Source organism: Candidatus Phaeomarinobacter ectocarpi (genome assembly GCF_000689395.1).
Taxonomy (GTDB): domain Bacteria; phylum Pseudomonadota; class Alphaproteobacteria; order CGMCC-115125; family CGMCC-115125; genus Pyruvatibacter; species Pyruvatibacter ectocarpi.
This window is the reverse complement of sequence record NZ_HG966617.1, coordinates 2365758-2392502: the sequence shown is the minus strand read 5'-3', so window position 1 is coordinate 2392502 and position 26745 is coordinate 2365758. Positions and strand designations below refer to the sequence as shown.

The 26745-nt window shown below is 59.8% G+C and carries 26 protein-coding genes and 1 other RNA gene; 22 read left to right on the top strand and 5 right to left on the bottom strand.

Annotated elements, in window-relative coordinates; genetic code table 11:
- The first annotated feature begins 16 nt into the window (after nucleotides 1–16).
- The 20 genes from ssrS (at nucleotide 17) to BN1012_RS11495 (ending at nucleotide 18409) form a co-directional block, all read left to right on the top strand.
- Nucleotides 17–174, top strand: a non-coding RNA gene (gene ssrS / locus BN1012_RS17260) — 6S RNA.
- A 39-nt stretch (nucleotides 175–213) separates the two neighbouring features.
- Entirely contained in the window at nucleotides 214–801 is a 588-nt protein-coding gene (locus tag BN1012_RS11585) for a 5-formyltetrahydrofolate cyclo-ligase (protein ID WP_043949734.1), read from the top strand.
- Nucleotides 802–825: 24 nt separating this feature from the next.
- Entirely contained in the window at nucleotides 826–1638 is an 813-nt protein-coding gene (locus BN1012_RS11580) for a TIGR00282 family metallophosphoesterase (protein WP_043949733.1), read from the top strand.
- A gap of 110 nt (nucleotides 1639–1748) precedes the next feature.
- Complete coding sequence (locus BN1012_RS11575) at nucleotides 1749–2495, top strand: YebC/PmpR family DNA-binding transcriptional regulator (RefSeq protein ID WP_043949732.1); 747 nt, start codon at nucleotides 1749–1751, stop codon at nucleotides 2493–2495.
- 41 nt (nucleotides 2496–2536) lie between these two features.
- The gene (gene ruvC / locus BN1012_RS11570; protein WP_043950996.1) at nucleotides 2537–3082 is read left to right on the top strand and encodes a crossover junction endodeoxyribonuclease RuvC; all 546 of its coding nucleotides are present in this window, start codon (nucleotides 2537–2539) and stop codon (nucleotides 3080–3082) included.
- Complete coding sequence (gene ruvA, locus BN1012_RS11565; protein WP_043949731.1) at nucleotides 3079–3699, top strand: Holliday junction branch migration protein RuvA; 621 nt, start codon at nucleotides 3079–3081, stop codon at nucleotides 3697–3699. Before ruvC ends, ruvA begins: the two co-directional genes overlap by 4 nt.
- 36 nt (nucleotides 3700–3735) lie before the next feature.
- Nucleotides 3736–4770, top strand: a complete 1035-nt coding sequence (ruvB, locus tag BN1012_RS11560) for a Holliday junction branch migration DNA helicase RuvB (protein WP_043949730.1) — start codon at nucleotides 3736–3738, stop codon at nucleotides 4768–4770.
- A complete protein-coding gene (gene ybgC / locus BN1012_RS11555; protein ID WP_043949729.1) occupies nucleotides 4763–5221 on the top strand; it encodes a tol-pal system-associated acyl-CoA thioesterase in 459 nt (152 codons plus the stop codon). The genes ruvB and ybgC overlap by 8 nt, the downstream gene beginning before the upstream one ends.
- A gap of 171 nt (nucleotides 5222–5392) precedes the next feature.
- Nucleotides 5393–6112 carry a protein TolQ gene (gene tolQ, locus BN1012_RS11550; protein ID WP_043949728.1) on the top strand — a complete coding sequence of 240 codons (720 nt, stop codon included), beginning with the start codon at nucleotides 5393–5395 and terminating at the stop codon, nucleotides 6110–6112.
- 2 nt (nucleotides 6113–6114) lie between these two features.
- Nucleotides 6115–6594, top strand: a complete 480-nt coding sequence (gene tolR, locus BN1012_RS11545) for a protein TolR (RefSeq protein WP_171815952.1) — start codon at nucleotides 6115–6117, stop codon at nucleotides 6592–6594.
- 9 nt (nucleotides 6595–6603) lie between these two features.
- On the top strand, nucleotides 6604–7482 hold the full coding sequence (locus tag BN1012_RS17640) for a cell envelope integrity TolA family protein (RefSeq protein ID WP_052535152.1): 879 nt from the start codon (nucleotides 6604–6606) through the stop codon (nucleotides 7480–7482).
- A gap of 30 nt (nucleotides 7483–7512) precedes the next feature.
- The gene (tolB, locus tag BN1012_RS11535; RefSeq protein ID WP_043949727.1) at nucleotides 7513–8853 is read left to right on the top strand and encodes a Tol-Pal system beta propeller repeat protein TolB; all 1341 of its coding nucleotides are present in this window, start codon (nucleotides 7513–7515) and stop codon (nucleotides 8851–8853) included.
- 338 nt (nucleotides 8854–9191) lie between these two features.
- Entirely contained in the window at nucleotides 9192–9713 is a 522-nt protein-coding gene (gene pal / locus BN1012_RS11530) for a peptidoglycan-associated lipoprotein Pal (protein ID WP_043949726.1), read from the top strand.
- Nucleotides 9714–9923: 210 nt separating this feature from the next.
- A complete protein-coding gene (gene ybgF / locus BN1012_RS11525) occupies nucleotides 9924–10928 on the top strand; it encodes a tol-pal system protein YbgF (protein WP_052535149.1) in 1005 nt (334 codons plus the stop codon).
- Between the two features lie 35 nt (nucleotides 10929–10963).
- A complete protein-coding gene (gene tilS / locus BN1012_RS16965; RefSeq protein ID WP_171815951.1) occupies nucleotides 10964–12292 on the top strand; it encodes a tRNA lysidine(34) synthetase TilS in 1329 nt (442 codons plus the stop codon).
- 191 nt (nucleotides 12293–12483) lie between these two features.
- Nucleotides 12484–14412: an ATP-dependent zinc metalloprotease FtsH gene (gene ftsH / locus BN1012_RS11515; protein WP_043950991.1), complete on the top strand. Its 1929-nt coding sequence runs from the start codon at nucleotides 12484–12486 to the stop codon at nucleotides 14410–14412.
- 86 nt (nucleotides 14413–14498) lie between these two features.
- Nucleotides 14499–15311 (top strand): dihydropteroate synthase, encoded by an 813-nt coding sequence (gene folP, locus BN1012_RS11510; RefSeq protein WP_043949725.1) that lies wholly within the window; start codon nucleotides 14499–14501, stop codon nucleotides 15309–15311.
- Nucleotides 15312–15413: 102 nt separating this feature from the next.
- Nucleotides 15414–16760 (top strand): phosphoglucosamine mutase, encoded by a 1347-nt coding sequence (glmM, locus tag BN1012_RS11505; protein ID WP_043949724.1) that lies wholly within the window; start codon nucleotides 15414–15416, stop codon nucleotides 16758–16760.
- Complete coding sequence (gene thiD / locus BN1012_RS11500) at nucleotides 16757–17578, top strand: bifunctional hydroxymethylpyrimidine kinase/phosphomethylpyrimidine kinase (RefSeq protein ID WP_081826354.1); 822 nt, start codon at nucleotides 16757–16759, stop codon at nucleotides 17576–17578. Before glmM ends, thiD begins: the two co-directional genes overlap by 4 nt.
- Before the next feature lie 30 nt (nucleotides 17579–17608).
- Nucleotides 17609–18409, top strand: a complete 801-nt coding sequence (locus BN1012_RS11495) for a PhzF family phenazine biosynthesis protein (RefSeq protein ID WP_043949723.1) — start codon at nucleotides 17609–17611, stop codon at nucleotides 18407–18409.
- Here the strand turns inward: BN1012_RS11495 and BN1012_RS11490 are convergent.
- The 5 genes from BN1012_RS11490 to BN1012_RS11470 all read right to left on the bottom strand — a co-directional run bounded on the left by BN1012_RS11490 (nucleotide 18401) and on the right by BN1012_RS11470 (nucleotide 23715).
- Nucleotides 18401–19306, bottom strand: a complete 906-nt coding sequence (locus BN1012_RS11490) for a DMT family transporter (protein ID WP_043949722.1) — start codon at nucleotides 19304–19306, stop codon at nucleotides 18401–18403. The genes BN1012_RS11495 and BN1012_RS11490 overlap by 9 nt on opposite strands.
- Nucleotides 19303–20460, bottom strand: a complete 1158-nt coding sequence (locus BN1012_RS11485; RefSeq protein ID WP_171815950.1) for an aminotransferase class V-fold PLP-dependent enzyme — start codon at nucleotides 20458–20460, stop codon at nucleotides 19303–19305. Before BN1012_RS11485 ends, BN1012_RS11490 begins: the two co-directional genes overlap by 4 nt.
- Before the next feature lie 75 nt (nucleotides 20461–20535).
- The gene (locus BN1012_RS11480) at nucleotides 20536–22092 is read right to left on the bottom strand and encodes a sulfatase family protein (RefSeq protein WP_043949721.1); all 1557 of its coding nucleotides are present in this window, start codon (nucleotides 22090–22092) and stop codon (nucleotides 20536–20538) included.
- 99 nt (nucleotides 22093–22191) lie between these two features.
- A complete protein-coding gene (locus BN1012_RS11475) occupies nucleotides 22192–23085 on the bottom strand; it encodes an oxidoreductase (RefSeq protein ID WP_043949720.1) in 894 nt (297 codons plus the stop codon).
- Nucleotides 23086–23220: 135 nt separating this feature from the next.
- The gene (locus BN1012_RS11470) at nucleotides 23221–23715 is read right to left on the bottom strand and encodes a DUF892 family protein (protein WP_043950988.1); all 495 of its coding nucleotides are present in this window, start codon (nucleotides 23713–23715) and stop codon (nucleotides 23221–23223) included.
- Nucleotides 23716–23913: 198 nt separating this feature from the next.
- Between BN1012_RS11470 and BN1012_RS11465 the strand changes: the two genes are divergently transcribed.
- Nucleotides 23914–25074 carry a phosphoserine transaminase gene (locus tag BN1012_RS11465; RefSeq protein WP_043949719.1) on the top strand — a complete coding sequence of 387 codons (1161 nt, stop codon included), beginning with the start codon at nucleotides 23914–23916 and terminating at the stop codon, nucleotides 25072–25074.
- Between the two features lie 90 nt (nucleotides 25075–25164).
- Nucleotides 25165–26742, top strand: a complete 1578-nt coding sequence (gene serA, locus BN1012_RS11460; protein WP_043949718.1) for a phosphoglycerate dehydrogenase — start codon at nucleotides 25165–25167, stop codon at nucleotides 26740–26742.
- Nucleotides 26743–26745 lie beyond the last annotated feature (3 nt).

Below are 26745 nucleotides of genomic sequence, written 5' to 3'. Positions count from 1 at the left end.
TGTTAGTCATACAAGTATGGGGCTGCCTGGTGCGCCAGGAGCCACACTGCTCGGGGCCTTACGGTCTCCAAGGGAGCTGTCCCTGCTTGGGCTCGAGGGCCCTCGCATCACGGTGCCCACCTACATCTGTAGGTTCCCGGGGATTTCTGCTCCAGCGGCCAAGGCGGCTCCACTCTTGTATCTACTGACCGATTGCACCCGCGTGATCTCCCCATGACCTCCACACCCTTTGACGGGCTTTCCAAGCCGCAGTTGCGCCAAGCTGCGGGTCTGGTGCGGATCGCAACTGCTCAGCAGTTGGGTGATCGTGCAGGCGATGACATTGCCCGCCGGATCGTGACGGGCCTGCCATTGCGCAGCCAGGAAACGATCGCAGGATATTGGCCGGTGCGGGGAGAAGCAGACCCCTTACCCGCAATGCTGGCCCTGAGGGCGCTTGGTCATCGATTGGCGTTGCCGGTTGTTGAAGGCAAAGGCCAGCCGTTGTCATTCAGGATGTGGACGCCGGGTGAGCCGCTGGTTGAGGGCGCTTATGGTATTCCCACGCCGGGCAGAAGTGCCATGACGGTGTCGCCGACCCTTTTGCTGGTTCCCGGTTTGTGGTTTGACCGCACCGGCGGGCGGCTTGGATATGGCGGTGGGTTCTATGACCGGACGCTGGCACACCTGCGACGAGGCTGGCAGCCGCGGGTGGTTGGCGTAAGTTATGAAGCAACGTTGAGCGGTCATCTTGATCGCGAGCCGCATGATGCGGTGATGGATTTTATTGTGACCGAGCGGCGCGTTCTTCGCGCGCAATAGCCGGTCCGTAGCAGGAATAGCCTTATGCGGCTTTTGTTTTTGGGTGATGTGGTTGGCCGGTCGGGGCGCGATGCTGTTGTGGCGGCGCTGCCGGGATTGCGATCTGATCTGGATCTCGATTTTGTGGTGGTCAATGGCGAGAACGCCGCGGGCGGATTTGGCATTACCGAGAAGATCACGACCGAGCTGCTTGATGCGGGCGCGGACGTCATCTCTGGCGGCAACCATTCGTGGGATCAGCGCGAGGCCCTGGTGTTCATCGAGCGCGAAGAGCGCCTGCTGCGTCCTGCCAACTTTCCAGCAGGCACACCGGGGCGCGGGGCCGGTTTGTTTGAAGCGCGCGGCGGGCGCCGTGTGCTGCTCGTAAATGTGCTTGGCCGCGTCTTCATGGATCCGTTGGATGATCCTTTTGCGGCCGTTGAAAAAGAAATCAGTGCTGCGCCCATGGGTGATGTGGCGGACGCCGTCATCGTGGACATGCATGCAGAAGCGACATCTGAAAAAATGGCCATGGGGCATTTTTGTGATGGCAGGGCGTCGCTGGTGGTTGGGACGCACAGTCACATTCCAACTGCTGATGCGCAGGTGTTGCCCGGTGGGACGGCGTATCAGACCGATGCAGGCATGTGCGGCGACTATGACAGTGTGATCGGCATGGACAAGGAAGAGCCGGTCAACCGGTTCACCCGTAAGATTTCAGGCGGGCGCTTTACGCCTGCGGATGGCGTGGCCACCGTTTGCGGCGTGTTTGTTGAGACCGACGACACGACCGGCCTGGCGCAGCGCGTGGAGCCGATCCGGCTTGGCGGGCGGCTCAAGCAGTCGATGGCTGGATAGGGGCAAGCTAGAATGCCGGGGACGGGAGGTGGGTAGCCTTACCCGCCCTGCATTCTCTATAAAGCCTGCAAATCATCGAATTCAGACGACAAACCGGAGCGCGTGAGCCCATGGCTGGCCATTCACAATTCAAGAACATCATGCATCGCAAAGGCGCGCAGGATGCCAAGCGGTCCAAGATTTTTGCCAAGCTGGCGCGCGAAATCACGGTTGCAGCGAAGCTGGGCATGCCTGATCCGGCCATGAACCCGCGTCTGCGCGGCGCTATTCAGGCGGCACGGGCGGAAAACATGCCCAAGGACAACATCGACCGCGCCATCAAGAAGAGCCAGGCGGGCGACGAAGACAACTTTGAAAATGTCCGATATGAGGGCTTTGGCCCCGGCGGCATCGGCGTAATTGTTGAGGCCCTGACCGACAACCGAAATCGATCTGCCAGTGAAATCCGCTCCGCTTTCTCCAAGAATGGCGGCAATCTCGGTGAAACCGGCTCAGTTTCCTTCATGTTTGATCAGGTCGGACGCATTGAGTATCCGGCCGATGTGACCGATGCAGATGCGATGTTTGAAGCCGCGATTGAGGCAGGGGCTGATGACGTGACGTCTGACGAAGACGGGCACGAGATCATTACGGCTGCTGACAGTCTCAATGAGGTGGCGACGGCGCTGGAAGAAAAGCTGGGCGAGCCGCGCAAATCTGCGCTTGTCTGGAAGCCTCAGAATTCCATCGAGGTCGATGGTGATGCGGCGGCCACACTGCTCAAATTGCTGGATGCGCTGGACGACAATGATGATGTCCAGCAAACCTATGCGAACTTCGAGTTATCCGATTCGGTTCTTGAGAGCCTGACGAGCTAGGGCGATGTCGCCCGACGCTTGAAATGGCAGGGCGCACAGGCATGACACTCACATCTGACCCTCGGCGACAGACTGGGGCTCGGCGATTGCTGGGGCTTGATCCAGGCCTTACGGCAACCGGCTGGGGCATTGTGGATGTGACCGGCTCACGGCTGGTGCATGTGGCCAATGGGACTGTGAAATCAAAACCCAAAGACGCGCTGTCTGACCGCCTCGCCGTGTTGCATGAGGGTGTGGCCGCGATAATAAAAGCGCATCACCCGGATGAAGCCGCCATTGAAAGCGTGTTTGTGAACAAGGACGGTCAGGCGACCCTCAAGCTTGGGCAGGCGCGTGGTGTTGCCATTCTGGCGGCCGCGCAGGCCGGGCTGGACGTTGCAGAGTATGCGCCCAACCACATCAAGAAGTCCGTTGTCGGTGCCGGGCACGCAGACAAGCGCCAGATGATGGCGATGGTCACCATGCTGCTGCCATCATGTGATCCGCATTCGGAGCATTCGGTTGATGCGCTGGCCGTTGCCATTACCCATGCCCACGGCACGGCCGGGTCAGCGCGCCTCGCCGCGGCGCTGGAGGCAAAGGTATGATCGGCAAGCTCAAGGGCATTGTGGATGAGACCGGGCTCGATACCGCACTGATTGATGTGAACGGCGTTTGCTATCTCACCTCGTGCTCCGCCACCACGCTGCGCCAGATTGGTGGGCCGGGGGACGCGGCGGTGCTGCACATTGAAACCTATGTGCGCGAGGACCAGCTTCGGCTTTTTGGTTTTGCGACGGAAGCTGAGCGTGAATGGTTCCGCCTCCTGTTGAGTGTGCAGCGTGTTGGCGCAAAGGCGGCGCTTGCTATTCTGTCCGTGCTGGACCCGCAGTCACTGGCGCGGGCCATTGCCTTCAAGGACGCGAAAGCCATTGCGACGGCGCAGGGCGTTGGCCCCAAGGTGGGTGAGCGGATTATCTCCGAACTCAAGGACAAGGTGCCCGCTTCCCTGGCCATGGCCGGCAAGGAGCCTGTGCCGGGCAAGGAAGTGGGTGAGGTGCCTGCGCATAGTGCGGAAGCAGATGCCATCTCAGCGCTGGTCAATCTGGGCTATGCTCAGGCGCAGGCAGCGCAGGCGGTGTCGCGCGCTGTTGCCAAGGCCGGTGATGATGTGCCGGGCGCGGAACAGCTGATCCGTGTCGGGCTCAAGGAGCTGGTGTCATGATGAAAGCGCCCCATTTTAAATCATCGTGGAACCCACATGTCTGATCGCGTCGTACATGCCGACTTCAGTGCTGAGGATGGAGCCGAGCAGGGCATCCGCCCCACAGCGCTTGATGCGTTTGTCGGGCAGGCGCGGGCGAAGGAAAATCTGAGCGTTTTCATTCAGGCCGCGAAGTCGCGCAATGAAGCGATGGACCATGTGTTGCTGTCGGGACCTCCCGGTCTTGGCAAAACGACCATGGCGCAGATCGTATCGCGAGAGCTCGGCGTCAATTTCAGATCCACGTCAGGGCCTGTTATTGCCAAGGCAGGTGATCTTGCCGCTTTGCTGACGAACCTCGAGCCGCGTGACGTGCTTTTCATCGATGAGATTCACCGGTTGTCGCCTGCGGTTGAAGAAATCCTCTATCCGGCAATGGAGGATTTTGAACTCGACTTGATCATTGGTGAGGGACCGGCTGCGCGGTCGGTGAAGATCGACCTGGCGCAGTTCACCCTTGTGGGGGCGACCACGCGGGCCGGGCTTCTGACAACGCCGCTGCGGGATCGTTTTGGCATTCCGGTGCGGCTGGAATTCTACACCAATGAAGAACTCGAGAAGATTGTCAGCCGTGCTGCGACCATTCTGGACGCGCCGCTGACGTCCGAAGGCGCGATGGAAATCGCACGACGGTCACGGGGCACACCGCGTGTGGCCGGGCGGCTGCTGCGCCGGGTCCGTGATTTCGCGTCCGTTGGGGGTGTTGCTGAGATTGACGCCGATGTGGCGGACAAGGCGCTCAACCGGCTGGAAGTCGACAATCGCGGGCTGGACAGTCTTGATCATCGCTATCTGCGGACTGTCGCACTGAAGTTTGGTGGCGGCCCTGTTGGCGTCGAGACAATAGCGGCGGCCCTGTCCGAAGCGCGCGACGCCATTGAAGAACTCATTGAGCCCTACCTCATTCAACAGGGTTTTGTTCAGCGCACCCCGCGTGGGCGATTACTGACCGGGGCTGCCTTTGAACATCTTGGGCTGACGATCCCTGCCTCGTTTGAAGGTGTGCAGACGCGATTGTTTGATGATGAGTGACACCGGGGACGATGCGCTGGGTCCAGCCGGGACCCTGAGCGCTGATGGGCAGCACATCATGCCAGTGCGCGTCTATTACGAAGACACGGATGCATCCGGCATTGTCTATCACGCCAACTATCTGCGTTTTGTTGAGCGGGGCCGCACTGATGTGCTGCGGTGCGCCGGGCTCGATCATCGCACTATGATGGATGCAGAGGATTCCACAGCTTTTGCCGTGCGCCAGATGACAATTCGGTTCATTGCGCCGGCGCGGCTGGACGATGCGCTGGAGGTCCGCACGCAGTTCACGGAGGTGCGTGGGGCGCGCATTCGGGCGGCCCAAACGGTGTGGCGGGGGGAGACACAGCTGTTTGAAGCAGAAGTTGAAATCGCTGTGCTGGACGGCAAGGGCCGCGCCCGCAGAATTCCGGCATTTGTGCGAGACGCGCTTGCCCCTTATGTTGCCTGATACCTTTTGACTTCAACCAGATTTCGGCTCTTTTTGCGGGGCGTCCGCGCCGCAGTTTCGACACAAAAACACAGGACAAGGCGGGACAGGCGGCAATGCCGTTTTCCCGGATGCTGGGTTGATGTGCCGCATTCGCCGAAGCGCTTAGACATGACGTAGGAAGTTTCGACGATGGAGCCGGATATCATCAACGCGGCAGCGCAGGTTGCCGAAACCGACTTTTCTCTGTTCAGCCTGTTCCTGCGCGCCGACATAGTGGTCAAAGCCGTCATGGTCGGCCTGTTTGCAGCATCGATCTGGAGCTGGGCCATTATTTTCGAAAAGTGGGGTCGGCTGCGCTCGGTCAACAAGAAGGCTGAGAAGTTTGAACAAGTGTTCTGGTCCGGCCAGTCACTTGAAGACATTTATCAGAATATGGGCCACCGGCCCGACCATCCCATGTCGACGCTGTTTGTAGCGGCCATGCGTGAGTGGCGCCGGTCGGCTGAAATCGGCACCAAGGCCATTCATGGGCTGCAAGAGCGGATTGACCGGGTGATGACGGTTTCGATTGCCCGCGAAACAGCGCGGCTGGAGCGTGGCCTTTTGTTCCTGGCGACTGTCGGTGCGACGGCCCCTTTCATCGGCCTGTTCGGCACGGTCTGGGGCATCATGAATTCGTTCCAGGCCATCGCGGTGTCGCGGGATACAAATCTGGCTGTTGTGGCGCCAGGCATTGCCGAAGCGCTGTTTGCCACTGGCCTTGGCCTGCTGGCCGCCATTCCGGCGGTGATTGCCTACAACGCCTTCTCAACGGGCCTGAACCGATATGCGACGCGGCTGGACGGATTTGCGGATGAGTTTTCCGCCATCCTTTCGCGGCAGATCGACGAAACCCGCGAGGGACACTGATCATGGCCGGTGGTCTGATGCCCAATGGTGGGTCTGGTGGTGGCTCCGGGGGCGGGCGTCGCCGCAGTCGTCGGTCCCGCGCGCCCATGAGCGAAATCAACGTCACGCCCTTTGTGGATGTGATGCTGGTACTGCTGATCGTGTTTATGGTGGCAGCACCCTTGCTGACGGTGGGTGTGCCGATTGACCTGCCGCAGACAAGCTCGCAGCCACTACAGGAAGATGACGAGCCTCTGACAGTGACCGTGAACGCGGAAGGTGAAGTCTATCTGCAAGAGACGGTTGTAGAGCTCCCTGAACTTTCTGCCCGGCTGCTGGCGATTGCCGAAGGTGGGTATGACGAACGCGTGTATGTGCGCGGCGATCGATCTGTTGATTACGGCACGATCATGAATGTCATGGGCACTTTGTCGTCCGCCGGGTTTAGGCGCATCGGCATGGTGACCGAGCAAGGCGGGCCTGACGCCGCCGACGAAGGATAGCGATCTAGAATGCGCGGCGGTGTTCCCCTCTCCGTCCTGCTGCACGTTGCAATCATCACGGTTGCGATCGTGGGCCTGCCCGCGCCCAAACTCGAGCCGGTAGAGATTGCAACCGCGATCCCCATCGAAATCCTCGAGATTGACGAGTACACGCGGATCACCCGCGCGCCGGAGCCAGAAGCAGACCCTGCACCGCCGGAGCCGGAACCCGAGCCTGAACCCCAAGAAGCACCTGAACCGGAACCTCAGCCGATTGCCGAGCCCACGCCGCCGTCCCCAACACCACCCCCGGCAGAGCCAACGCCTCCGCCTCCAACGCCGGAGCCCGAGCCGGCCCCGGCACCAGATCCTGAGCCCGAACCGGAGCCACAGGAAAAGGTGAACGTGGCACCGCCGCAACCGCCTGCTCCCAAATTGCGCCCGACGCCGCCAACGCGGCCGGTGCAGCGGGAACCTTCATTTGACGCCGGTCGTATTGCAGCCCTTTTGGACAAGCTTCCAGAAGAGCGCCAGCCCGCACCTGCACAACCGGCGCCCACACAGCCGCCTCAACAATCGCGCGTCGGGGCGCGGACGTCCCTGACGATTTCAGAGCTGGATTTCATGCGTCAGCAGATCAGCGCGTGCTGGTCGCCGCCGGTCGGTGCCACAAATGCGGCTGATTTGGTTGTCACGATGAACATATGGCTCAATCGCGATGGGTCGTTGTCGCGACCACCGCAGGTCAAAGGCGGCGGTTTCGTTCTTTCGTCCTACCAGCAGGCAGCTCAGGAAGCAGCCTTGCGGGCAGTGCGTCGGTGTGCACCCTATCGGTTGCCGGTGGAAAAATATTCATCCTGGCGTGAGATAGAGTTGAGGTTCGACCCCAGCCAGATGCTGGGTCGTTAAACGGGTTGAAGGCTAGGAGAGGCTTTGGGAATGCACGGGTTTAAGCAAATTCTGGCGGGTCGTTTGACGAAATGGGTGCCTGTGCTCGCGGCGGTGGCGCTGCTGATGCCTGGCGCCGCTCTTGCGCAACTGCGTATCGACATTACGCAGGGCACAATTGAGCCATTGCCTTTGGCCGTCACGGACTTTGTGGGCAGCGACGCAGCAGCCACTGAAACCGGTGACAAGATGGCTGGGGTGATCCGCAGCAATCTTGAACGGTCCGGATTGTTCCGTCCCCTGAGCGAAGCTGCTTTCATCGAGAAGATTACAGACCCCAATAGTGCACCGCGCTTTGGCGACTGGCGGATCATTGATGCGCAGGCGCTTTTGACGGGATCAGTGACGCAGGAGCCCGACGGCCGTTTGCGGGTGGAATTTCGTCTGTGGGATGTGTTCGGCGAAGAGCAGCTCATTGGCCTGCAGTATTTCACCAAGCCGGACAACTGGCGGCGGGTGTCGCACATCATTTCAGATGCCATATATGAGCGTCTCACCGGTGAGACCGGGTACTTCGATACGCGCATCGTGTTCGTGTCCGAGACAGGCACCAAAGGTCAGCGCGTCAAACGCCTGGCGCTGATGGATCAGGACGGGCACAACCCGCGTTTCCTGACCAACGGGGGCGCTCTGGTGCTGACACCGCGCTTCTCACCAACCAATCAGGAAATCACCTATCTGTCTTACGCTGGCGGCAGCCCGCGGGTGTATCTCTTCAACATCGAGACACGTCAGCAGGAAGTGGTCGGCGAATTCCCGGGCATGACTTTCGCGCCGCGGTTCTCTCCTGATGGTGACAAGGTCATCATGAGCCTGCAGCGCGGTGGCAACGCCAATATCTATGAGCTGGATTTGCGGACTCGTGGTACGCGCCGGTTAACCAATTCGCCGTCGATCGATACTTCACCCACTTACGGCCCAGCAGGGCGCGAAATTGCCTTTGAAAGCGACCGGGGCGGCACTCAGCAGATCTACGTGATGAACTCGAATGGCTCCGGCGTGCGCCGGATCAGCTTCGGTGAGGGGCGGTATTCGACGCCGGTCTGGTCTCCGCGCGGAGATATGATCGCGTTTACCAAACAATACAAAGCTCGTTTCCTGATTGGCGTCATGCGTCCGGATGGAACCGGTGAGCGAATTCTGACCGAGGGCTATCACAATGAGGGGCCCACATGGGCGCCAAATGGCCGGGTTCTCATGTTTTTCCGGGAAACACCGGGCGTGCGCGGGGGGCCCAGTCTTTGGTCGGTGGACCTGACCGGGTACAACGAACGGCAGGTTGTGACGCCGGGATTCGGATCCGACCCGGCCTGGTCTCCCTTGATCCGCTAGGGCCCTTGCGGATAACGTCGAATTGGGGATCCAAGAAAACGTCAAGATGCCCGCGGTACAGACTTCCCGGATTGGGCCAGATCGGGCCAGACAGGGACTGAGTTTCGCGGGTAACCGTCATATTTCGTTGGTAAAGTCACTGAGTGGTTAGAAGGTGGCGGGAACACAACGGTGATCCGGCGGTTTGAATAGAGTTGGGACGCGTACAAATTCGAGCACTTGCAAGGTGTTTTCTTGGGTGTGCGGTTCCGGGGTGCAACATTATTTGGGGGCCTTTTCAAGGTCCGTGAAGGCAGGAGTTTTTTAATATGACCGCAACGTTGATCCGTTCACGGACAATGACTTTCGGAGAGTTTTCAGGTCGCGCTGTGAAGATGGCGCTGGCAGGTTTTGCAGCGCTGGCGCTTGTGGCGTGTAGCTCTGATCCAGAACAGGCGCCGGTGCGCACGACCACAGCACCAACGGCTCCGGCTCCTTCCGGCCCGACGCCAGGCACCCAGCAGGACCTTGTGGTCAATGTTGGTGACCGCGTGTTCTTCGACACCGACCAGTCTTCGCTGCGGGCAGACGCCCGTGCGACGCTTCAGCGTCAGGCAGCGTGGATGAACCAGTACCCGGCTGTAGCTGTGACCCTTGAAGGGCACGCTGATGAGCGCGGTACCCGTGAATATAACCTTGCACTGGGCGCGCGTCGTGCGAACTCAGCCAAGGACTATCTGGTGAGCCTCGGTGTTCAGCCGTCGCGTGTGCGCACGATTTCATACGGCAAGGAACGCCCCGTGGCGCTTTGCTCTGATGAAAGCTGCTGGGCGCAGAACCGCCGTGGTGTCACTGTCGTGACGCAGGGCGCAGGCTCCTAAGGCCATCCAGCTACGCTGTTCCTGAAGGGCGCATATCCATGTGGGGTGTGCGCCCTTCTTGATTCCACGTCTGTGACAGGAGGTGTGGGTCACTTTTTTGATCAAACGGTACTTAAGGCTTTGGTCCCAAGCCTCAATTTTGCCTACCTTGTGGAGTGATTTGCTTTCACGAGAAATCGTCAAACTGGACTGACCCAATCTGGACGAACCATGCCCAAGCTGAAATTTGCACTCGCTGTTCTGCCATCGCTCCTTGTGGGGGCTGGTGTTGTTTCTGTCAGCGTGCCGTTGCCAGCACAGGCTCAACAGTCAGTGACGGATACACGCGCCCTGTATGATCGGCTGCTTCGTCTGGAGCGGGATCTTCAGGATGTGCAGCGCAATGTCTATCAGGGCGGTGCGCCGGCGCAGCTTGGCGCGCCTGCGCCTGCTGCAGACATTGGCGCGACTGATGCCGCCCGTCTTTCGCTACGGCTTGATCAGATTGAGACATCTCTTCGCGACATGACGGGGCAGGTTGAGCGGCTTCAGTTCGAATTGCGGCAGGCCAACCAGAAACTGGAAAACTTCGCTGCGGATACAGACTTCCGATTGCGCGACCTTGAAGGTACCGGCGGTGGTCAGCGGCCATCCGCATCCAATACTGGAACCGGTGCCCCGGCACCCCTAGCAAGCAGTGCGCCGACACCAACCGAGAAGCCCCTCTCAGCTGCGCAGCAGGCCTCCATTGGCACGCTTGGCGGTGTTGCGTCTACGGCGCCACAGCTTACGCCGCCATCGTCTGCTCCAAGGGCATTGTCGTCCGCAACCACTGCCGGTCTGCCGGACGGGGGCCCTGATGTGGCGTATAAATATGCCATGAGCTTTTTGCGCCAGGGTGATTATCCCTCCGCGGAGGCTGCTTTCACCCAGTTCCTTGAGGCCTATGGCGACACCAGTCTTGCGGGCAATGCACAGTACTGGCTGGGGGAAACCTATTATGTGCGTGAGCAGTATCAGGACGCGGCGCGCGCGTTCCTTACGGGCTACCAGACCTATGCCTCCAGCCCCAAGGCACCGGACAGCCTGCTGAAGCTGGGCATTACGCTTGCCGCTCTGGGCCAGACACAGGACGCCTGCCTGACGCTGGCTGAAGTGCCGCGGACGTTCCCCAGCGCACCGCAAAGCGTGAAGGCGCGGGCTGAGCAGGAGCGCAGCCGCGCTGGTTGCGTCTAGGCACGCCGATGGCGGCAACACACTCTTCCCCTGGCTTGGCTTCCCTCGATTTTGAAGCGCTGCTGGCGCCTTTCGGCTTGTCGTGCACGGATGCCGTTGCGGTGGCCGTGTCCGGTGGTCCGGACTCGATGGCGCTGCTTGTGCTGGCGGCTGACGAGGCGAAAAAGTCCGGACGTCCTCTGCATGCACTGACGGTCGATCATGGTTTGCGTGCTGAGGCCAGTAGCGAAGCTGAGCAGGTAGCGGCATGGGCAAAAAGTCTGGGCGTTGCGCACACGACGCTGACCCATGAGGGCGACACACCAGTCGCCAGCATCCAGTCTGAAGCGCGGGACATTCGCTACGGCCTGATGGGTCAGTGGTGTACGGCGAACAAGGTCGCAGCCCTGATGGTGGCGCATACGCAGGATGATCAGGCGGAGACGCTCTTGCTGCGGATGGCGCGCGGCAGCGGGGTTGATGGACTGTCCGGCATGGCCGCTGACGTTACCCGCGATGGGATACGGATCATCAGGCCTTTGCTGGAGGTGCCGAGGGCCGATTTGATGCCGCTGCTTGCGGATCGCAAGCAGGCATACATTTCAGACCCCTCCAATCGGGACGAGCGTCATGCGCGGGTGCGTATGCGGGCTCTTAAACCATTGCTTGAGGCTGAGGGGCTGACGGCGCAACGCCTTGCGGAGACGGCCGGGCGGCTTTCCGTCGCGCGGGATGCGCTGGCGGGATGGACGCAGGCTCATGTGGCGGGGTGCGTTACTTTTGATGCCGGCGGCTGGGCTCAGTTTGACCGCAAGCGGCTGGTGACTGTGCCGCTGGAAATCGGGTTGCGCTCGGTCTCGCGCATTGTCATGGCGGTTGGGGGCGGCGTTTATCCACCGCGCCTGCACCACACCCGTGCCCTGCTTGACCGACTCCGCGCTGCGGAGTTCTCAGGCGCAACGCTTGGGGGGGTGCGTTTTGCTCCGCACCGCTCCGGCGTGCTTGCCTTTCGAGAAGCGCGGGCCATGGCTGAGCCGGTGCCAATTCAGGGTGCGGCACCTTTGGTGTGGGACCACAGGTTTGAAGTCTGTCTGGCTGATGCCACGGGGCTTGCTGACGCCATGGGAGAGGATAGCGGGTCCTGGAGCATTGGCGCGCTTGGTGTGCGCGATGCGCGCCGTTTGAGGGACGAGCTTGGCCCTGAGGTGCTCACGGTCCCGTCCGCAGCGGCATCCTGTATTCCAGCTGTGTATGCGCAGGGCAGGCTGCTTGAGGTGCCTGCGCTCGGCTACCGGCCCGATGGTGAGGTTCCCAGCCATCAGATCGCCTTTGTGGGGCCAATGCGCGCAGGGCTGACAGAGGCGCCTATCGGCATCGAGGCTTAAACCCCATCTTTGGTGGGGCTTTGAGGCGCTAACGCCTTGAGATTTAACGGTCGTTAAGCAGTTTTGGAATTGGTCTAAGGACTGGTAATCCTTTATTGGCCGCCTATCTTTGAATATGCTGGCACTCAGCAAGAAAACTGCCGTGTTTGGGGCTTTTTGGGCCCTTTCACGCTGACAAGGACCAAAATCCTGTGAATAATTTTCGCAACTTCGCCCTTTGGGTCATCATCGCTTTGCTGCTGGTGGCGCTGTTCAACCTGTTTCAGGCTCCGGCCCAGCAGGGTGCGACAACAGATATCACCTTCTCTGAGCTTCTCGCGGAGGCCGACGCAGGCTCTGTCGCGGATGTGACCATTCAGGGTGAAAAGATCACCGGCTCGTTCTCCGATGGCCGGGCCTTCACGACCTATGCACCTCCGAACTCCAACGTGACTGAGCGTTTGTATGAGCGCGGCGTGCAGATCTCAGCGCGTCCGAGCTCGTCTGACTCGCCGACGCTGCTGAGCGTGCTGGTATCCTGGTTCCCGATGCTGCTGCTGATCGGTGTGTGGATTTTCTTCATGCGCCAGATGCAGGGCGGCGGCGGCAAGGCCATGGGCTTTGGCAAATCAAAAGCCAAGCTGCTGACCGAGCGCCACGGTCGTGTGACCTTTGACGACGTTGCCGGTGTTGATGAAGCCAAGGACGATCTGCAGGAGATCGTCGAGTTCCTTCAGGACCCGCAGAAGTTCCAGCGCCTTGGTGGACGTATCCCCAAGGGTGCGCTTCTCGTGGGCCCTCCTGGTACCGGTAAGACGCTGATCGCCCGTGCTGTAGCCGGTGAAGCGAATGTGCCGTTCTTCACGATTTCAGGCTCTGACTTTGTGGAAATGTTTGTGGGCGTTGGCGCCAGCCGCGTGCGCGACATGTTCGAGCAGGCCAAGAAGAATGCACCGTGCATCATCTTCATCGACGAAATCGACGCTGTGGGCCGGCACCGTGGTGCGGGCCTTGGCGGCGGCAATGACGAACGCGAACAGACGCTCAACCAGTTGCTGGTGGAGATGGACGGCTTTGAAGCCAATGAAGGCATCATTTTGATCGCGGCGACAAACCGTCCTGACGTTCTTGACCCGGCGCTGCTGCGCCCGGGCCGTTTCGACCGTCAGGTTGTTGTTCCCAACCCGGACATTGTGGGCCGCGAGAAAATCCTCAAGGTGCATATGCGTAAGGTGCCGTTGGCACCGGACGTCAATCCACGCACCATTGCGCGCGGTACGCCGGGCTTCTCCGGTGCTGATCTGGCAAACCTTGTGAACGAGGCTGCGTTGTTGGCTGCGCGTCGGGCAAAACGCCTTGTCACTATGTCTGAATTTGAGGATGCCAAGGACAAGGTGATGATGGGTGCTGAACGGCGCACCATGGTCATGTCTGACGATGAGAAGAAGCTGACGGCCTATCACGAAGGCGGGCACGCTCTTGTGGCGCTGAATGTGCCCTCGACCGACCCGATCCACAAAGCCACGATCATTCCGCGTGGCCGAGCTCTGGGCATGGTCATGCAGTTGCCGGAAGGCGACAAGCTTTCCATGAACCGTCAGGAAATGACGTCTCGCATGGCAATTTTGATGGGTGGTCGTGTGGCGGAGGAACTTGTGTTCGGCCATGAAGCTGTGACGGCAGGTGCCGGCTCTGACATCGAGCAGGCCACCAAGCTTGCCAAGAACATGGTGACCCGCTGGGGCATGTCCGAGACGCTTGGACCGCTGGCCTTTGGTGAGAACCAGGAAGAAGTGTTCCTGGGTCATTCCGTGGCGCGTAACCAGAATGTGTCGGAAGAGACGGCTCGTCAGATTGATGCTGAAGTTGCGCGGCTGGTGAAGGCCGGTCACGAGGATGCGACACGTATCCTCACCGAAAAGCGCGATGAGCTGGAAATCATCGGGCAGGGCCTGCTTGAGTACGAAACGCTCTCCGGTGATGAAATCAAGGCTCTGCTGAAGGGCACCAAGCCTGAGCGCAACACCGATGACGATGTCACGCCTGAATCAGGCACGCCGTCTTCCGTTCCATCGGCAGGTCGTCGTCCTGCGGGTGACGCTGGCAGCGTTCCTCCGGGTGCAGAGCCGCAGGGCACGTAGAACAGCCAAGCTGTTTCAGGACTGTATTAGAAAGGCCCGGAAGCTTATGCTCCCGGGCCTTTTTGCTTCCAAGGATTGTGCTGCCCATGACTGCTTCGCCGACCCTGTTTGGCATTCTGAATGTCACCGCGGACTCTTTTTCTGATGGTGGAAAGTACCTTGAGGCGGACGCGGCACTTGCCCATGCGCGTGCCCTGATGGCGCAGGGGGCCGATGTCATTGATCTGGGAGCGGCTTCGAGCCATCCCGATTCGGCTGACGTGGGAGCTGCAGAAGAGATTTCACGTCTGGCTCGAATTGTGCCTCAGTTGGTGGCCGCTGACATTCCTGTGTCGATTGATAGCTTTGAGCCTGATGTGCAGCTTTGGGCGCTGGGGCAAGGCGTTGCGTATCTCAACGACATACAGGGCTTTCCGCATTCGGAGATTTACCCAGCCCTGGCCAGCGCGTCAGCCAAACTTGTTATCATGCATGGGGTGCAGGGGCGCGGCAGAGCGCGGCGGCAGGATGTGCCGGCGGATCAGATATGGGATCGCATTTTCAACTTCTTTGACGACCGGCTGGACGGACTCGCGGCTTCCGGGATCGCACGGGAGCGGCTGGTGCTGGACCCGGGTATGGGATTTTTCCTCGGGACGGACCCGGAAGTGTCGCTTGAGGTGCTGCGCCACGTTGGCCGCCTTGAGGCTCGCTATGACCTGCCGGTTCTGATTTCTGTCTCCCGGAAGAGTTTCTTGCGGGCAATGACAGGCAGAGATGTGGCGGATATCGGTCCTGCTACTTTGGCTGCGGAAATGTTTGCGGCAGCGGCGGGTGCTGGCTATATCCGGACGCACGCGCCCGGCGCACTCAAGGATGCCCTTGCGGTTTCCGCCGCGTTGCAGCCAAAAACCCGGTAACAGGCTGAAAACAATCGTTAACCTCGTGCTCAACGGCTTTGTCTATAGTGCGCGGCAACTCAAGACTTCAAAAGCCGCTAAAGGCTGCGCGGGGGACATTCGATGTCACGCAAATATTTTGGAACGGACGGTATTCGCGGTCGCGCGAACCTGGAGCCGATGACTGCATCGACGGCGCTCAAGGTGGGCATGGCGGCCGGTCGCGTTTTTACGCGCGGTGAACACCGCCACCGGGTCGTGATCGGCAAGGACACGCGACTGTCCGGCTACATGATTGAAAATGCCCTTGTGGCTGGCTTTACGTCAGTAGGTATGGACGTGTTCCAGTTCGGTCCGTTGCCGACACCGGCAGTTGCGATGCTGACCCGCTCACTGCGGGCGGATCTCGGCGTCATGATTTCAGCGTCGCACAACAGCTTTGGCGACAACGGCATCAAGCTGTTTGGTCCGGATGGCTACAAGCTGTCTGACGACGTGGAGCACGCGATTGAGCACCATATGGACAATGGCCTGACCGATGGGCTTGCGGCACCGTCCGGCATAGGACGTGCCAAGCGCATTGATGATGCGCAGGCGCGCTACATCGAATTTGCCAAGCGCACTTTTCCGCGTCATCTCAGCCTGGAAGGCATTCGCATTGTTGTGGATTGCGCCAATGGTGCTGCTTACAAAGTTGCGCCTGCTGCCTTGTGGGAACTGGGGGCCGAAGTCTTTTCAGTCGGCGTTGAACCCAATGGCACAAACATCAATGAGGGCTGTGGCTCTACGTCGGTAGACATGATGGCCGGCAAGGTTCGTGAGCTGCGAGCGGACATCGGCATTGCGCTGGATGGTGATGCAGACCGGGTGATCATCGTGGATGAACGCGGTGAGACGGTGGATGGCGACCAGGTGATGGCTGCCATCGCCCAGTCCTGGGCTGACAAGCAGATGCTGCAGGGCGGCGGCATTGTGGCGACTGTCATGAGCAATCTTGGCCTTGAGCGCTATCTGGAAGGCAAGGGCATGACTCTGGCCCGTACGCAGGTTGGTGACCGCTATGTGGTTGAGCATATGCGTGCCAATGGCTTCAATCTTGGTGGTGAGCAGTCCGGCCATGTGGTTCTGTCTGACTTCGCGACCACGGGTGATGGGCTGATTGCGGCGTTGCAGGTGATGGCGGTGCTGGCCGAGACGCAAAAACCTCTGAGTGAAATCTGCCATCTGTTTGATCCCTTGCCGCAGCTGCTGCGCAATGTGCGGTTCCGCGATGGCGCGCCGCTTGAGGATGATCAGGTGAAGGATGCCATTGAGACGGGCACACAGGCGCTGGGCAATCGCGGGCGTCTGGTTATCCGCAAATCCGGCACCGAGCCGCTTATCCGGGTTATGGCGGAAGGCGACGACAATGCGCTGGTTGAGCGGGTTGTGAACGATATCTGCGGTGTCATCGAGAGCCGAACCGCGTGACGCAGGCGGCCCCGTCAGATCTGGCGCGTATCCTGATTGTTGCCGGCTCTGATTCAGGCGGCGGCGCAGGCATTCAAGCCGATATCAAGACTGTGACGGCGCTGGGTGGCTATGCCGCGACAGCGATCACGGCCATTACTGTTCAAAACACACTTGGCGTTCATGGCGTGGAAGGGCTCACGCCGGAGCTTGTGCGCCAGCAGATGGACGTTGTGATCTCTGACATCGGCGTTGATGCCTTCAAGACAGGGATGCTGCATTCAGCTGATATCATCACCGCTGTGGCGGACGCGATTGAGGCCTATGACGATGTGCCGCCGGTCGTTGTAGACCCGGTGATGGTCGCAACGTCCGGCGATCGGCTGTTGCAGCAGGATGCCGAGACGGCGCTCATTGGTCGGCTTTTGCCTCTTTCGTTTATTGCAACGCCGAACATTCATGAAGCAGCGGTGCTTGCTGACCAGCCGGTGAAAACCGCGGGCGACATGCGCGATGCCGCGCGGGCCATTCTTGCCTCGGGTCCTGACTGCGTGCTGGTAACGGGCGGTGATCTAGGCGGCGACGTAGTGGTGGATGTGTTGGCGACGCCGATGGAAATCCGGACCTTCACAAGTCCGCGGATCAATACCACCTCGACCCATGGTACCGGCTGCACGCTTGCCAGCGCCATTGCAACTTTTCTGGCGCAGGGCAGGGATGTTGTCGATGCGGTGGAAGATGCGCGCGACTATGTTCATATGGCAATGGCGCATGCCCCAAAGATTGGTGCAGGTGCCGGACCGCTCGACCATGGCTGGGTGTTGCGCGATCCTTCCTGACGTTCTGGTGTCCAGCCGCGAGGATGTGCCATGCCCCTTACGCTCTTTCAGATTGATGCCTTTGCATCCAAACCCTTTGAGGGAAATCCGGCGGCCGTTGTTCCGCTTGATGCATGGCTCTCAGACGCGCAGATGCTGGCCATCGCTGCTGAAAACAATCTTGCTGAGACAGCTTTCTTTGTGCCTGAAGGTGATGTGTATCGTCTTCGCTGGTTTACACCCACTGTCGAAGTGCAGCTGTGTGGTCATGCAACGCTTGCGACGGCGCATGTGATCCTGAGACATCTGACCCCTGAGGCTGAGCGGGTTTCGTTTGAAACCCTGTCGGGCACCCTGACGGTGACGCGCGGCGACGATGGCCGGCTTGTCATGGATTTTCCTGCGCGTCCGTCAAAGCCCATGGCGGAACCCCGTGAACTTGGAGCGATGCTCGGGGTGAAGCCCCGCATGGTGTTGAGCGGGACGAACCTGATCGCGGTGTTTGACAGTGCGTCCGACGTTGCCCGGCTGACGCCTGCCATTGAACCGCTGACGCGCTTTACTGCGCCGCGTGATCAGGGGGTGATTGCAACAGCGCCCGGCGATGAGGGATCCGGCTTTGATTTTGTGACGCGGTTCTTTGCGCCAGCGCACGGCGTCAACGAAGACCATGTGACGGGATCTGCGTTCTGCGACGTCACACCGTTCTGGGCGCGCCGTTTGAAGCGCGAGTCATTCGTTGCACGGCAGATATCTCCGCGGGGCGGCACTGTGTGGTGTCGTCTGGACGGGGACAGAGTGATTGTTGAAGGCCAGTGCGCTGATTATCTCAAGGGCGAGATTTCACTCTGAGGCAGATTTGCGCCATTTGAGTTCTGCGACGGCAATTCCGACCAGAATAAGCGCCAGACCAAGCAGCGCCCAGATGCTTGGGCTCTCTCCCAGCACCACGACGCCGGCGACCAGCGCCACGGGCGGAACGAGATAGTTGGTCATCGACATGAAGGTCGGGCCGGCTTCATCGATCAGGCGGAAGTAAACAACCGTGGCTAGGCCACTGGCGAAGATGCCTGTACCTACGACACCGGTGATGGACCACCATCCAGGAAAGCTTGCAGGCGGTGCGACGACACTCCATGCAAAGGGCAGGGCAATGACAAAAGCCAGTCCATTGACCATGGCGGCACGCATCCAGATGTCCATGGCGGGCATCTTGCGGGCGATGATGGCGTTTGCAGCAAAAAGGATGGCGCCAAACAGCACCGCGAGTTGCGCGATGATTTCGATCTCGCTCACGCCGATATCCGTCAAAGCCTCCGGGCCAACAATAAGAGCAACGCCTGCAAGGCCGACGACAAAGCCGAGCAGACGTCTTGCGGTCATGCGTTCGCCGGGGACGAATATGTGCGCCATCGCCAGTGTCATGAGCGGCATGGTGGTGACCAGAATGGATGTGAGCCCCGACTCGATGTGTTGCTGACCCCAGCTGATGACATAGAAAGGCGCGACGTCACCAATGATGGCGAGCGCAATGAGCCATGCCCACAGGTCGCGCGGAATGGGTGTCACTTTGCCGAAGATGAAGGCAAGGGGGATAAGCATCAGCGTTGCGCTGAGCTGGCGAAACACCACAACCCATTCTGGCGACATGCCTTCAAGGGCCATGGCTGTGAAGGTGAAGCCTGACGCCCAGCAGGCTGTCAGTAATCCAAGATCAATCCATGCCGCAGCTGGACGCGGCGCGCTCACAGGGCCTGCTCCAGCGCCGTGAGAAAACGCTCCATGTCGCTATCGGATGTGTAGAGATGGGGCGTGACACGTATGGCTGCCCCGCGAACACTGACAAAGACACTGGCCCGCGACAGTTTCTCAAGAAGGTCTTCTGGAAGCGGGTCCTCGCGCGTCAGGCCCAGATAATGTCCAGCGCGACGGCTTTCAGGTTCTGCGGCAAAGCCAAGGGTGGCCGCGTCCTTTGTGAGACTGCGGGTCTTCTCAATCAGGGTTGCTGCGATGTTGCTGACGCCCCAGTCGAGGATTTGCTGGAGCGCAGCCGTTGCCATGGGCATGAGGTGAAACTGGGCGCGTTCGCCCATGTCGTAGCGGCGCGCGCCGGGCTGAAAGCCGGTGGCGTACTCCACGAGCCTTGCAAAGTCCTCTGATTTCTCGCGCGCGGTCCATGTCTGCTCAAGGGGGCTGCCTTGATGGTGCCGCGGGGCCACGTAGAGGAAGCCCATGGCGTAAGGCCCCAGAAGCCATTTGTAACAAGGGGCAGCGATGAAATCGGGATCGTAGCGGGTCACGTCAAAGGGCATGGCGCCCATGGACTGGCAGGCATCAATGACCAGTGCTGCGCCCACATCCCTGGTCCGTGCCCGGACCGCATCAAGGTCCACCAGGGCCCCGTCGGTCCAGTGGCAATGAGGGATGGTGACGATGGCGGTCTTGGCTGTGATCGCGTCAAGAAGCGGTTGGGTCCATCCGTCCTGGCGCTTCTTGACGGTCACAACACGGGCACCGGCCTTATGGGCTGCGTCGCGCCATGCATAGACGTTGGAGGGGAACTGCTCGGCCAGGGTGATGATTTCCTCGCCCTTGCCAAGGGGCAGGTTTTTGGCCGCGCTTGCGATGCCATAGGACGCCGATGGCACGATTGCGATGTCGTCTGCCGTTGCACCAATCATCTGTGCAAAGAGGGTACGGGCATGCTCTGCGGGCTCAAAGAAGTCCGGCGCGGTAACGGTCCACGGTGCTGCTTTGATCTGCGCGCCCGCAATGCCTGCTGCTGTCACAGATTTGAGGTTGGGGGCCATATAGGCGCAGTTGAGGTACGCGACATCTTCGGGAATGTCGAACAGGTGGCGCTGGGACGGGATGATCTGCGTATGTGGCGTGCTATTTGGCATGGGCGGCATGAGGCCGCGCGCACGCTGTCAAGTCAACGGCGATTCATGCAAACCAGTATTCGGTTCCTGAGTGCCCTAAGCGGGCGCAATCTGTTTGCGGCGCTCTGCTGCTTCTGCGGGCCACATGTCCTTCATGGTGGCCAATAGGTCACTTTGGATGGACGTGTATTTTGGATCGTTCCACAGATTGACTTTCTGCAAGGGGTCGTCACGCAAGTCGTAGAGCTCGCCCTCGTTGCCCTTATAGATCGAGCCGGGCAGGTAGGCCGTTGCCACATAGTCTGTTGTCGTGATTGTGCGCAGCGACAAGGAGAGCTTCTGCTTGTCGGGATCGTCAGAATTTTTGTGTTCGCTGTCCCAGCCGGTCAGGACGGTTTCCCGGTTCTGGGCCTGTGCTTCCACAGCGGATTGCGGCAAAGGTGACCCTTCCATCCACTCAGGCACATCAAGGCCTGCAATGCTGCAGAAGGTGGGGGCGAGATCAATATGGGCCACGGGGTCTGCCAGTGCATCCGGCGTGACATTGGCGTCTGGTGCCGGACGCCAGAGGAAAGGTAGGCGCATGAGGGCGTCAACGTGGAACGCGCCCTTGAACATCAAGCCGAAGTCGCCTTGAAGTTCGCCATGGTCAGTTGTGAAGAAGATGTCGGTCTGGCCGTCCCAGCCGCGCTCATTGATGCGGTCGAACACGCGCCCGCAGGCATCGTCGATCATTTCGTTTTCGATGTGGTTCATGGCGTTGATTTCGCGCACCTGGTCGTCCGTGAGATCTGCCGGGCGGAAATTTGGCGGGAACTCGAAATTGGTGCGCAGGGACCCGTCCCATGCGCCTTTCCAGTGACGTGGCTTTTGCTCCAGCAGCTTTTCACGGTCTTCCGTCGTGGCGGCGTACAGCTCCGGCAGGTCGAGGTCACGCCAGTTGACGCGGTCAATCTCGGATGCCGGTGGGTCCCAGGGGTGGTGCGGGTCGGGGAAACTCATCCAGATGAACCAGTCCTGATCCGTATCCAGAGCATCGAGGAAGGAGATGACGCGGTCGGCGACCCAGTCCGTATGGTACAGCTCCTTGGGCATATCGTTGACCCAGCACTGAATGGCACCGGTGTCTGCGCCGCCGATGTGATTCTGGCGGCCTTCGGGCGTCACCATGGGGTAGAAGCCGCCGATCTTGTCCTTGTGCTCACCGAGCATCAGCTGGTCGTAGTGGAAATTGCCGGTCATGAAGTGGTTGGCGAGTTCCATGCGGTCAAAGCCGCGATGAGGACCGGTCTCGCCCTTTTTGGCCATGTCGTTTTCGTAGAAGCCGGGCGGTGACAGCCACGGTTCAAAATGCGCCTTGCCGATGAGCGCTGTCTTGTACCCGGCGTTGCCAAGTTCGCGTGCGACTGACGGGGCGTCCTCGGGCAGCGGCACGCCATTGGTCCATACACCATGGGTGGCCGGGTATTGCCCGGTAATGATGCTGGCGCGGGCGGGCATGCAGGTGACGCACTGATTGTGAGCGCGCGAATAATTGATGCCGTTGGCGGCCAAGGCATCAATTCGCGGCGTGCGGGCGACCTTGCCGCCGGTGCAGCCCAAAGCGTCGTAGCGCATCTGGTCGGTGGTGATCAGCAGGATGTTGCGGCCCATAGTCAATCTCCCGATGGGCGCAGCGTTTGATCAGCCGACCCGCATTGTGTTCGGCATAGAATGCCGTGCGGGCCGCGCATGATCAATGTGGTTCATTAGCTAAACCGTGAAAGTCTGACCGGTCAGTTCCTGGGAGGTGTCCCACAGGCGACGGGCGACGCGCTTGTCGTGGGAGCGGCGGTTGGATTTCACTTTCACAGGGCTGCCGCGCATTTCCATGATGCCGTTTGGCCCCCAGTATGATCCCGACTCGGCGTCCGGGTCTGTTGCGGCGCGCAGGGTCGGCAGGGCACCCGCCTTCTGGCTTTGCGCAAAGATCGCATTGGCGATGGTGCCTGCGGTCATCGTGCGCTGCAGATTTGTGGATGAGTAGCCGGGATGGGCCGCCACGGCGCGTGTCCCGTGTCCGGCTTCCTTCAGGTTGCGGTCAAGCTCGTAAGTGAAAAGCAGATTTGCCAGCTTGCTTTGGCCGTAGGCGGGCCACTGCTGGTAGCCCTTTTCCCAATGCAGATCGTCGAAATTGATCTTGCCGGCCCGGTGCGCCTGGCTGGCGACAGAGACGACGCGGCCTTCCGGTGCTGCGTTGACGAGATCAATGAGCTGGGCGGTCAAGGCAAAGTGGCCGAGATGATTGCAGCCAATCTGCAGTTCAAAGCCATCTTCAGTCTTGTCATAGGGCGGCACCATGACACCGGCATTGTTGATGAGGATGTCGAGCTTGCCGTGCTTCTTGCGATAGGCGGCGGCGAAGGCTGCGACGGATTTGAGGCTGGCGAGATCAAGGGAGCCGGTTTCCACCTTGGCGCCCTTGTGGGTCTTCTTGATTTTTGTCTGCGCCTCTTTGGCTTTGTCGGCATTGCGGCAGGCGAGGGTTACATGTGCGCCCTTTGACGCGAGAACCTTTGCGGCTTCAAAGCCGATGCCGCTGTTGGACCCGGTGACGATGATGTGTTTGCCCGATTGATCGGGGACATTTTTTGCGTTCCAGCCCATGCGAGCCTCCTGTTGTTGCCAGAGACAGTTAAGCACGTGAGTGACCGCAAGTCATTTTGATTGAGCGGTGAAGGTGAACGCAAAACGCCCGCAGCTTTCGCTGCGGGCGCTGATGCGGACAAATCTGACAACTGGCTAGGCTGCCTGCTTGTTGATGCCGTTCGTGGCGAGGTCCGTCATGGTGCGGTCACCCTCGTAGGTTTCGTTGAGGCACTTGTCGATTGTCTTTGCCTCCTCACCAAGGTCGAGACGCTTGGCGAAGGCCGACACGCAGCCATAACCAGCAAGTGCGTAGTGCACCATGCGCTGATACTGGGTGATGATCACGGCGTCCTGGACTTCGTCGTTTGTGAAGTCGGCATCCAGAGCATGGGCCTGGGCTTCCTTGACGATGCCTTCCATGCCTTTGCAGAACTCTGCGGATGGCGTTGCGCCATGGCCGCGAATAATGGCGTCGAGAGCGCTCATGCCGTTTTCAATGCCGATGACGCCTGCTTCCAAAGCCTTTTGAAGGGTGTCATCAGAGGCTGCGGCGGCGAGTTTCTGTGTAGCCAGCCGCGCCTGCTTGTTGGCGCTATACAGGTCCTGCAGCTGGTCAATGTAAACGTCTTTAAGACTGGCAAAAGCCATATCGGGTTCCTTTCGGTTCGTTGTGAGCCGTGGGAGTGGAACCGGTGGCCGCTGCAAAAGTTCCCAGAAAAGCTGGATTTGCTCCGTAACGCCGCCGGGCAAAACTGTCATTTGACCTTTTGGGTCCAGACGCCTATGTACGGCGCGGGCCACGCTTCCCCAACGAAGCGCGACCCTCTGCGAGGAGGGAGACAAACCATGGCAGACGTTAAGACTCCGGGCATCCGTCCGGCTAATCCGAATTTTTCATCCGGGCCCTGCGCTAAGCGACCGGGATGGTCCCTATCCAAACTTGAAGACGCGTGTCTTGGCCGTTCGCATCGCTCCAAACCGGGCAAGGCGAAACTGGCACAGGCAATTGACCTGACGCGTTCAGTTCTGGGTATTCCTGACGATTACAAGATCGGCATTGTGCCGGCGTCCGATACGGGTGCCGTCGAAATGGCCATGTGGTCATTGCTGGGCGAGCGCCCGGTGGACATGATGGCATGGGAAAGCTTCGGCTCTGGCTGGGTGACCGATGTCATCAAGCAGCTGAAGCTCGACAATGCCCGCAAGATCGAAGCGGACTATGGCCAGCTTCCTGATCTCAGCACGGTCAATCCAGCACATGATGTCGTCTTTACCTGGAATGGTACGACGTCCGGTGTACGTGTTCCCAATGCGGACTGGATTTCAGCGGACCGTGAAGGGCTGACAATCTGCGACGCCACGTCTGCTGCCTTTGCGCAGGATCTTGACTGGGCGAAGCTCGATGTCACCACCTACTCCTGGCAGAAGGTGCTTGGCGGTGAAGCTGCCCACGGCATGATCATTCTCAGCCCCCGTGCTGTGGAACGCCTTGAGAGCTACACACCACCCTGGCCGATGCCGAAGATCTTTCGCCTGACAAAGGGCGGCAAGCTCATTGATGGTATCTTCAAGGGCGAAACCATCAACACGCCATCCATGCTGTGCGTCGAAGACTATATCGATGCGCTGGAGTGGTCGCAGTCCATTGGTGGCCTGAAAGGCCTGATGGCGCGTGCTGACTCTAACCTTGAAGCACTGACCAAGTGGGTGGATGACACTGCCTGGGTCGACTTCCTGTGTGCTGACGTTGCCAATCGCTCGAACACATCTGTGTGTCTGACGATTGTTGATCCGGCGCTCAACGAAGAGCAGCAGGCAGCCGCTTCCAAGAAGCTGGCAAGTCTGCTGGATGCTGAAGGTGTTGCGTATGATATCGGTGCCTACCGCGATGCCCCTGCGGGCCTTCGCATCTGGGCCGGTGCCACCATCGAGCTGTCTGACATGCAGGCACTGCTGCCATGGCTCGACTGGGCCTATGCGGAAGCGACCAAGGCGGACGCGGCTTAGCAGCCTCACTTGAATTAGGTGCGCGGCGGGCTTTGGTCCGCCGCGTGCATTTCACCCCATTCCCTACAATTCACCTTTCAGGAGCGACCCATGCCCAAGGTGCTGATTTCCGACAAACTGTCTCCCGCTGCCGTGGAGATTTTCAAGAACCGTGGTCTCGATGTGGACTTCAAGCCAGGCCTTCCCAAAGAGGAACTGCTTGAAATCATCGGCCAGTATGATGGCCTTGCCATCCGCTCTGCCACCAAGGTGACCGCTGAGGTGCTGGAGAAGGCGGACAACCTCAAGGTTGTTGGCCGCGCCGGCATCGGTGTCGACAATGTGGACATACCCCAGGCCACGTCCAAGGGCGTGATCGTGATGAACACGCCGTTTGGCAACTCCATCACCACAGCTGAGCACGCCATCTCCATGATGATGGCGCTGGCCCGCGACATTCCCCAGGCCAATGCATCAACGCATGCCGGCAAATGGGAAAAGTCCAAGTTCATGGGCGTTGAGCTCACCGCCAAGACGCTGGGTGTCATTGGCTGCGGCAATATCGGGTCCATCGTATGTGACCGGGCGCTTGGCCTGAAGATGAAAGTCATCGGCTTTGACCCATTCCTGACAGCGGAACGCGCTGCCGACATGGGCATCGAAAAAGTCGAGCTGGATGAGCTGCTGAAGCGCGCCGACGTGATCACGCTCCACACGCCGATGACCGACTCAACGCGCGGCATCATCAATGCGGACGCGTTCGCCAAGATGAAAGACGGCGTGCGCATCGTGAACTGTGCCCGTGGCGGCCTGATTGTTGAGGCCGACCTCAAGGTGGCTCTTGAAAGCGGCAAGGTGGCTGGCGCTGCCCTTGACGTGTTCGAAGAAGAGCCCGCCAAGGAGAACGCGCTGTTTGGCATGGACAAGCTGATTGCCACGCCGCATCTGGGTGCGTCCACGTCTGAAGCACAGGAAAACGTGGCACTTCAGGTTGCCGAGCAGATGGCTGACTATCTGCTGGATGGGGCGATCACCAATGCCATCAACGTGCCGTCTGTCTCTGCGGAAGACGCGCAGAAGCTGGGTCCATGGATCACCCTGTCTGAGCAGCTTGGCCTGTTTGCCGGTCAGCTGACTGAAACCGGTCTTGAAGAAGTCACCATCGAATTCGTGGGTGATGCGGCTGATCTCAACACCAAGCCGCTGGTCAATGCCATGCTGATGGGCCTGCTGAAGCCGATGCTGACAGACGTCAACATGGTGTCCGCACCTGCCATCGTCAAAGAACGTGGCATTGCCGTAAACGAAACCAAGAAGAGCCAGCATGGGGCCTATGAAGGCTACATCATGCTCTCCGTGAAGACGGAGCGTCAGACGCGCAGCGTCGGCGGTACGGTCTTTGGTGACGGCACACCGCGGATCATTCAGGTGAAGGGCATCGGCATGGAAGCCGCTCTGACCCACGACATGCTGTACGTCACCAATGACGACAAGCCGGGTTTCATCGGTGGTCTGGGCACGGTTTTGGGCGATGCGGGCATCAACATTGCTTCGTTCAACCTTGGACGTGAGCGCGAAGGTGGCGACGCCATCGCGTTGATCGACGTGGATCAGGCAGCGGGCGCGGACGTGCTTGAAAAAGTCATGGCGCTGCCGAATGTGAAGCAGGCCAAGGCACTGAAGTTCTAGGCT

Excerpts from the sequence above, each read along its gene's own strand:
- ruvA (WP_043949731.1), top strand. The coding sequence starts at position 3,079 with ATGATCGGCAAGCTCAAGGGCATTGTGGATGAGACCGGGCTCGATACC.
- tolR (WP_171815952.1), top strand. The coding sequence starts at position 6,115 with ATGGCCGGTGGTCTGATGCCCAATGGTGGGTCTGGTGGTGGCTCCGGG.
- pal (WP_043949726.1), top strand. The coding sequence starts at position 9,192 with ATGACTTTCGGAGAGTTTTCAGGTCGCGCTGTGAAGATGGCGCTGGCA.
- BN1012_RS11465 (WP_043949719.1), top strand. The coding sequence starts at position 23,914 with ATGGCAGACGTTAAGACTCCGGGCATCCGTCCGGCTAATCCGAATTTT.
- serA (WP_043949718.1), top strand. The coding sequence starts at position 25,165 with ATGCCCAAGGTGCTGATTTCCGACAAACTGTCTCCCGCTGCCGTGGAG.
- BN1012_RS11495 (WP_043949723.1), top strand. The coding sequence starts at position 17,609 with ATGCCCCTTACGCTCTTTCAGATTGATGCCTTTGCATCCAAACCCTTT.
- BN1012_RS11470 (WP_043950988.1), bottom strand. The coding sequence starts at position 23,715 with ATGGCTTTTGCCAGTCTTAAAGACGTTTACATTGACCAGCTGCAGGAC.
- tolQ (WP_043949728.1), top strand. The coding sequence starts at position 5,393 with ATGGAGCCGGATATCATCAACGCGGCAGCGCAGGTTGCCGAAACCGAC.
- BN1012_RS17640 (WP_052535152.1), top strand. The coding sequence starts at position 6,604 with ATGCGCGGCGGTGTTCCCCTCTCCGTCCTGCTGCACGTTGCAATCATC.
- BN1012_RS11485 (WP_171815950.1), bottom strand. The coding sequence starts at position 20,460 with ATGCCAAATAGCACGCCACATACGCAGATCATCCCGTCCCAGCGCCAC.
- BN1012_RS11480 (WP_043949721.1), bottom strand. The coding sequence starts at position 22,092 with ATGGGCCGCAACATCCTGCTGATCACCACCGACCAGATGCGCTACGAC.
- BN1012_RS11475 (WP_043949720.1), bottom strand. The coding sequence starts at position 23,085 with ATGGGCTGGAACGCAAAAAATGTCCCCGATCAATCGGGCAAACACATC.
- ybgF (WP_052535149.1), top strand. The coding sequence starts at position 9,924 with ATGCCCAAGCTGAAATTTGCACTCGCTGTTCTGCCATCGCTCCTTGTG.
- ybgC (WP_043949729.1), top strand. The coding sequence starts at position 4,763 with ATGAGTGACACCGGGGACGATGCGCTGGGTCCAGCCGGGACCCTGAGC.
- BN1012_RS11585 (WP_043949734.1), top strand. The coding sequence starts at position 214 with ATGACCTCCACACCCTTTGACGGGCTTTCCAAGCCGCAGTTGCGCCAA.
- BN1012_RS11580 (WP_043949733.1), top strand. The coding sequence starts at position 826 with ATGCGGCTTTTGTTTTTGGGTGATGTGGTTGGCCGGTCGGGGCGCGAT.
- glmM (WP_043949724.1), top strand. The coding sequence starts at position 15,414 with ATGTCACGCAAATATTTTGGAACGGACGGTATTCGCGGTCGCGCGAAC.
- ruvB (WP_043949730.1), top strand. The coding sequence starts at position 3,736 with ATGTCTGATCGCGTCGTACATGCCGACTTCAGTGCTGAGGATGGAGCC.
- BN1012_RS11575 (WP_043949732.1), top strand. The coding sequence starts at position 1,749 with ATGGCTGGCCATTCACAATTCAAGAACATCATGCATCGCAAAGGCGCG.
- folP (WP_043949725.1), top strand. The coding sequence starts at position 14,499 with ATGACTGCTTCGCCGACCCTGTTTGGCATTCTGAATGTCACCGCGGAC.
- tolB (WP_043949727.1), top strand. The coding sequence starts at position 7,513 with ATGCACGGGTTTAAGCAAATTCTGGCGGGTCGTTTGACGAAATGGGTG.
- ruvC (WP_043950996.1), top strand. The coding sequence starts at position 2,537 with ATGACACTCACATCTGACCCTCGGCGACAGACTGGGGCTCGGCGATTG.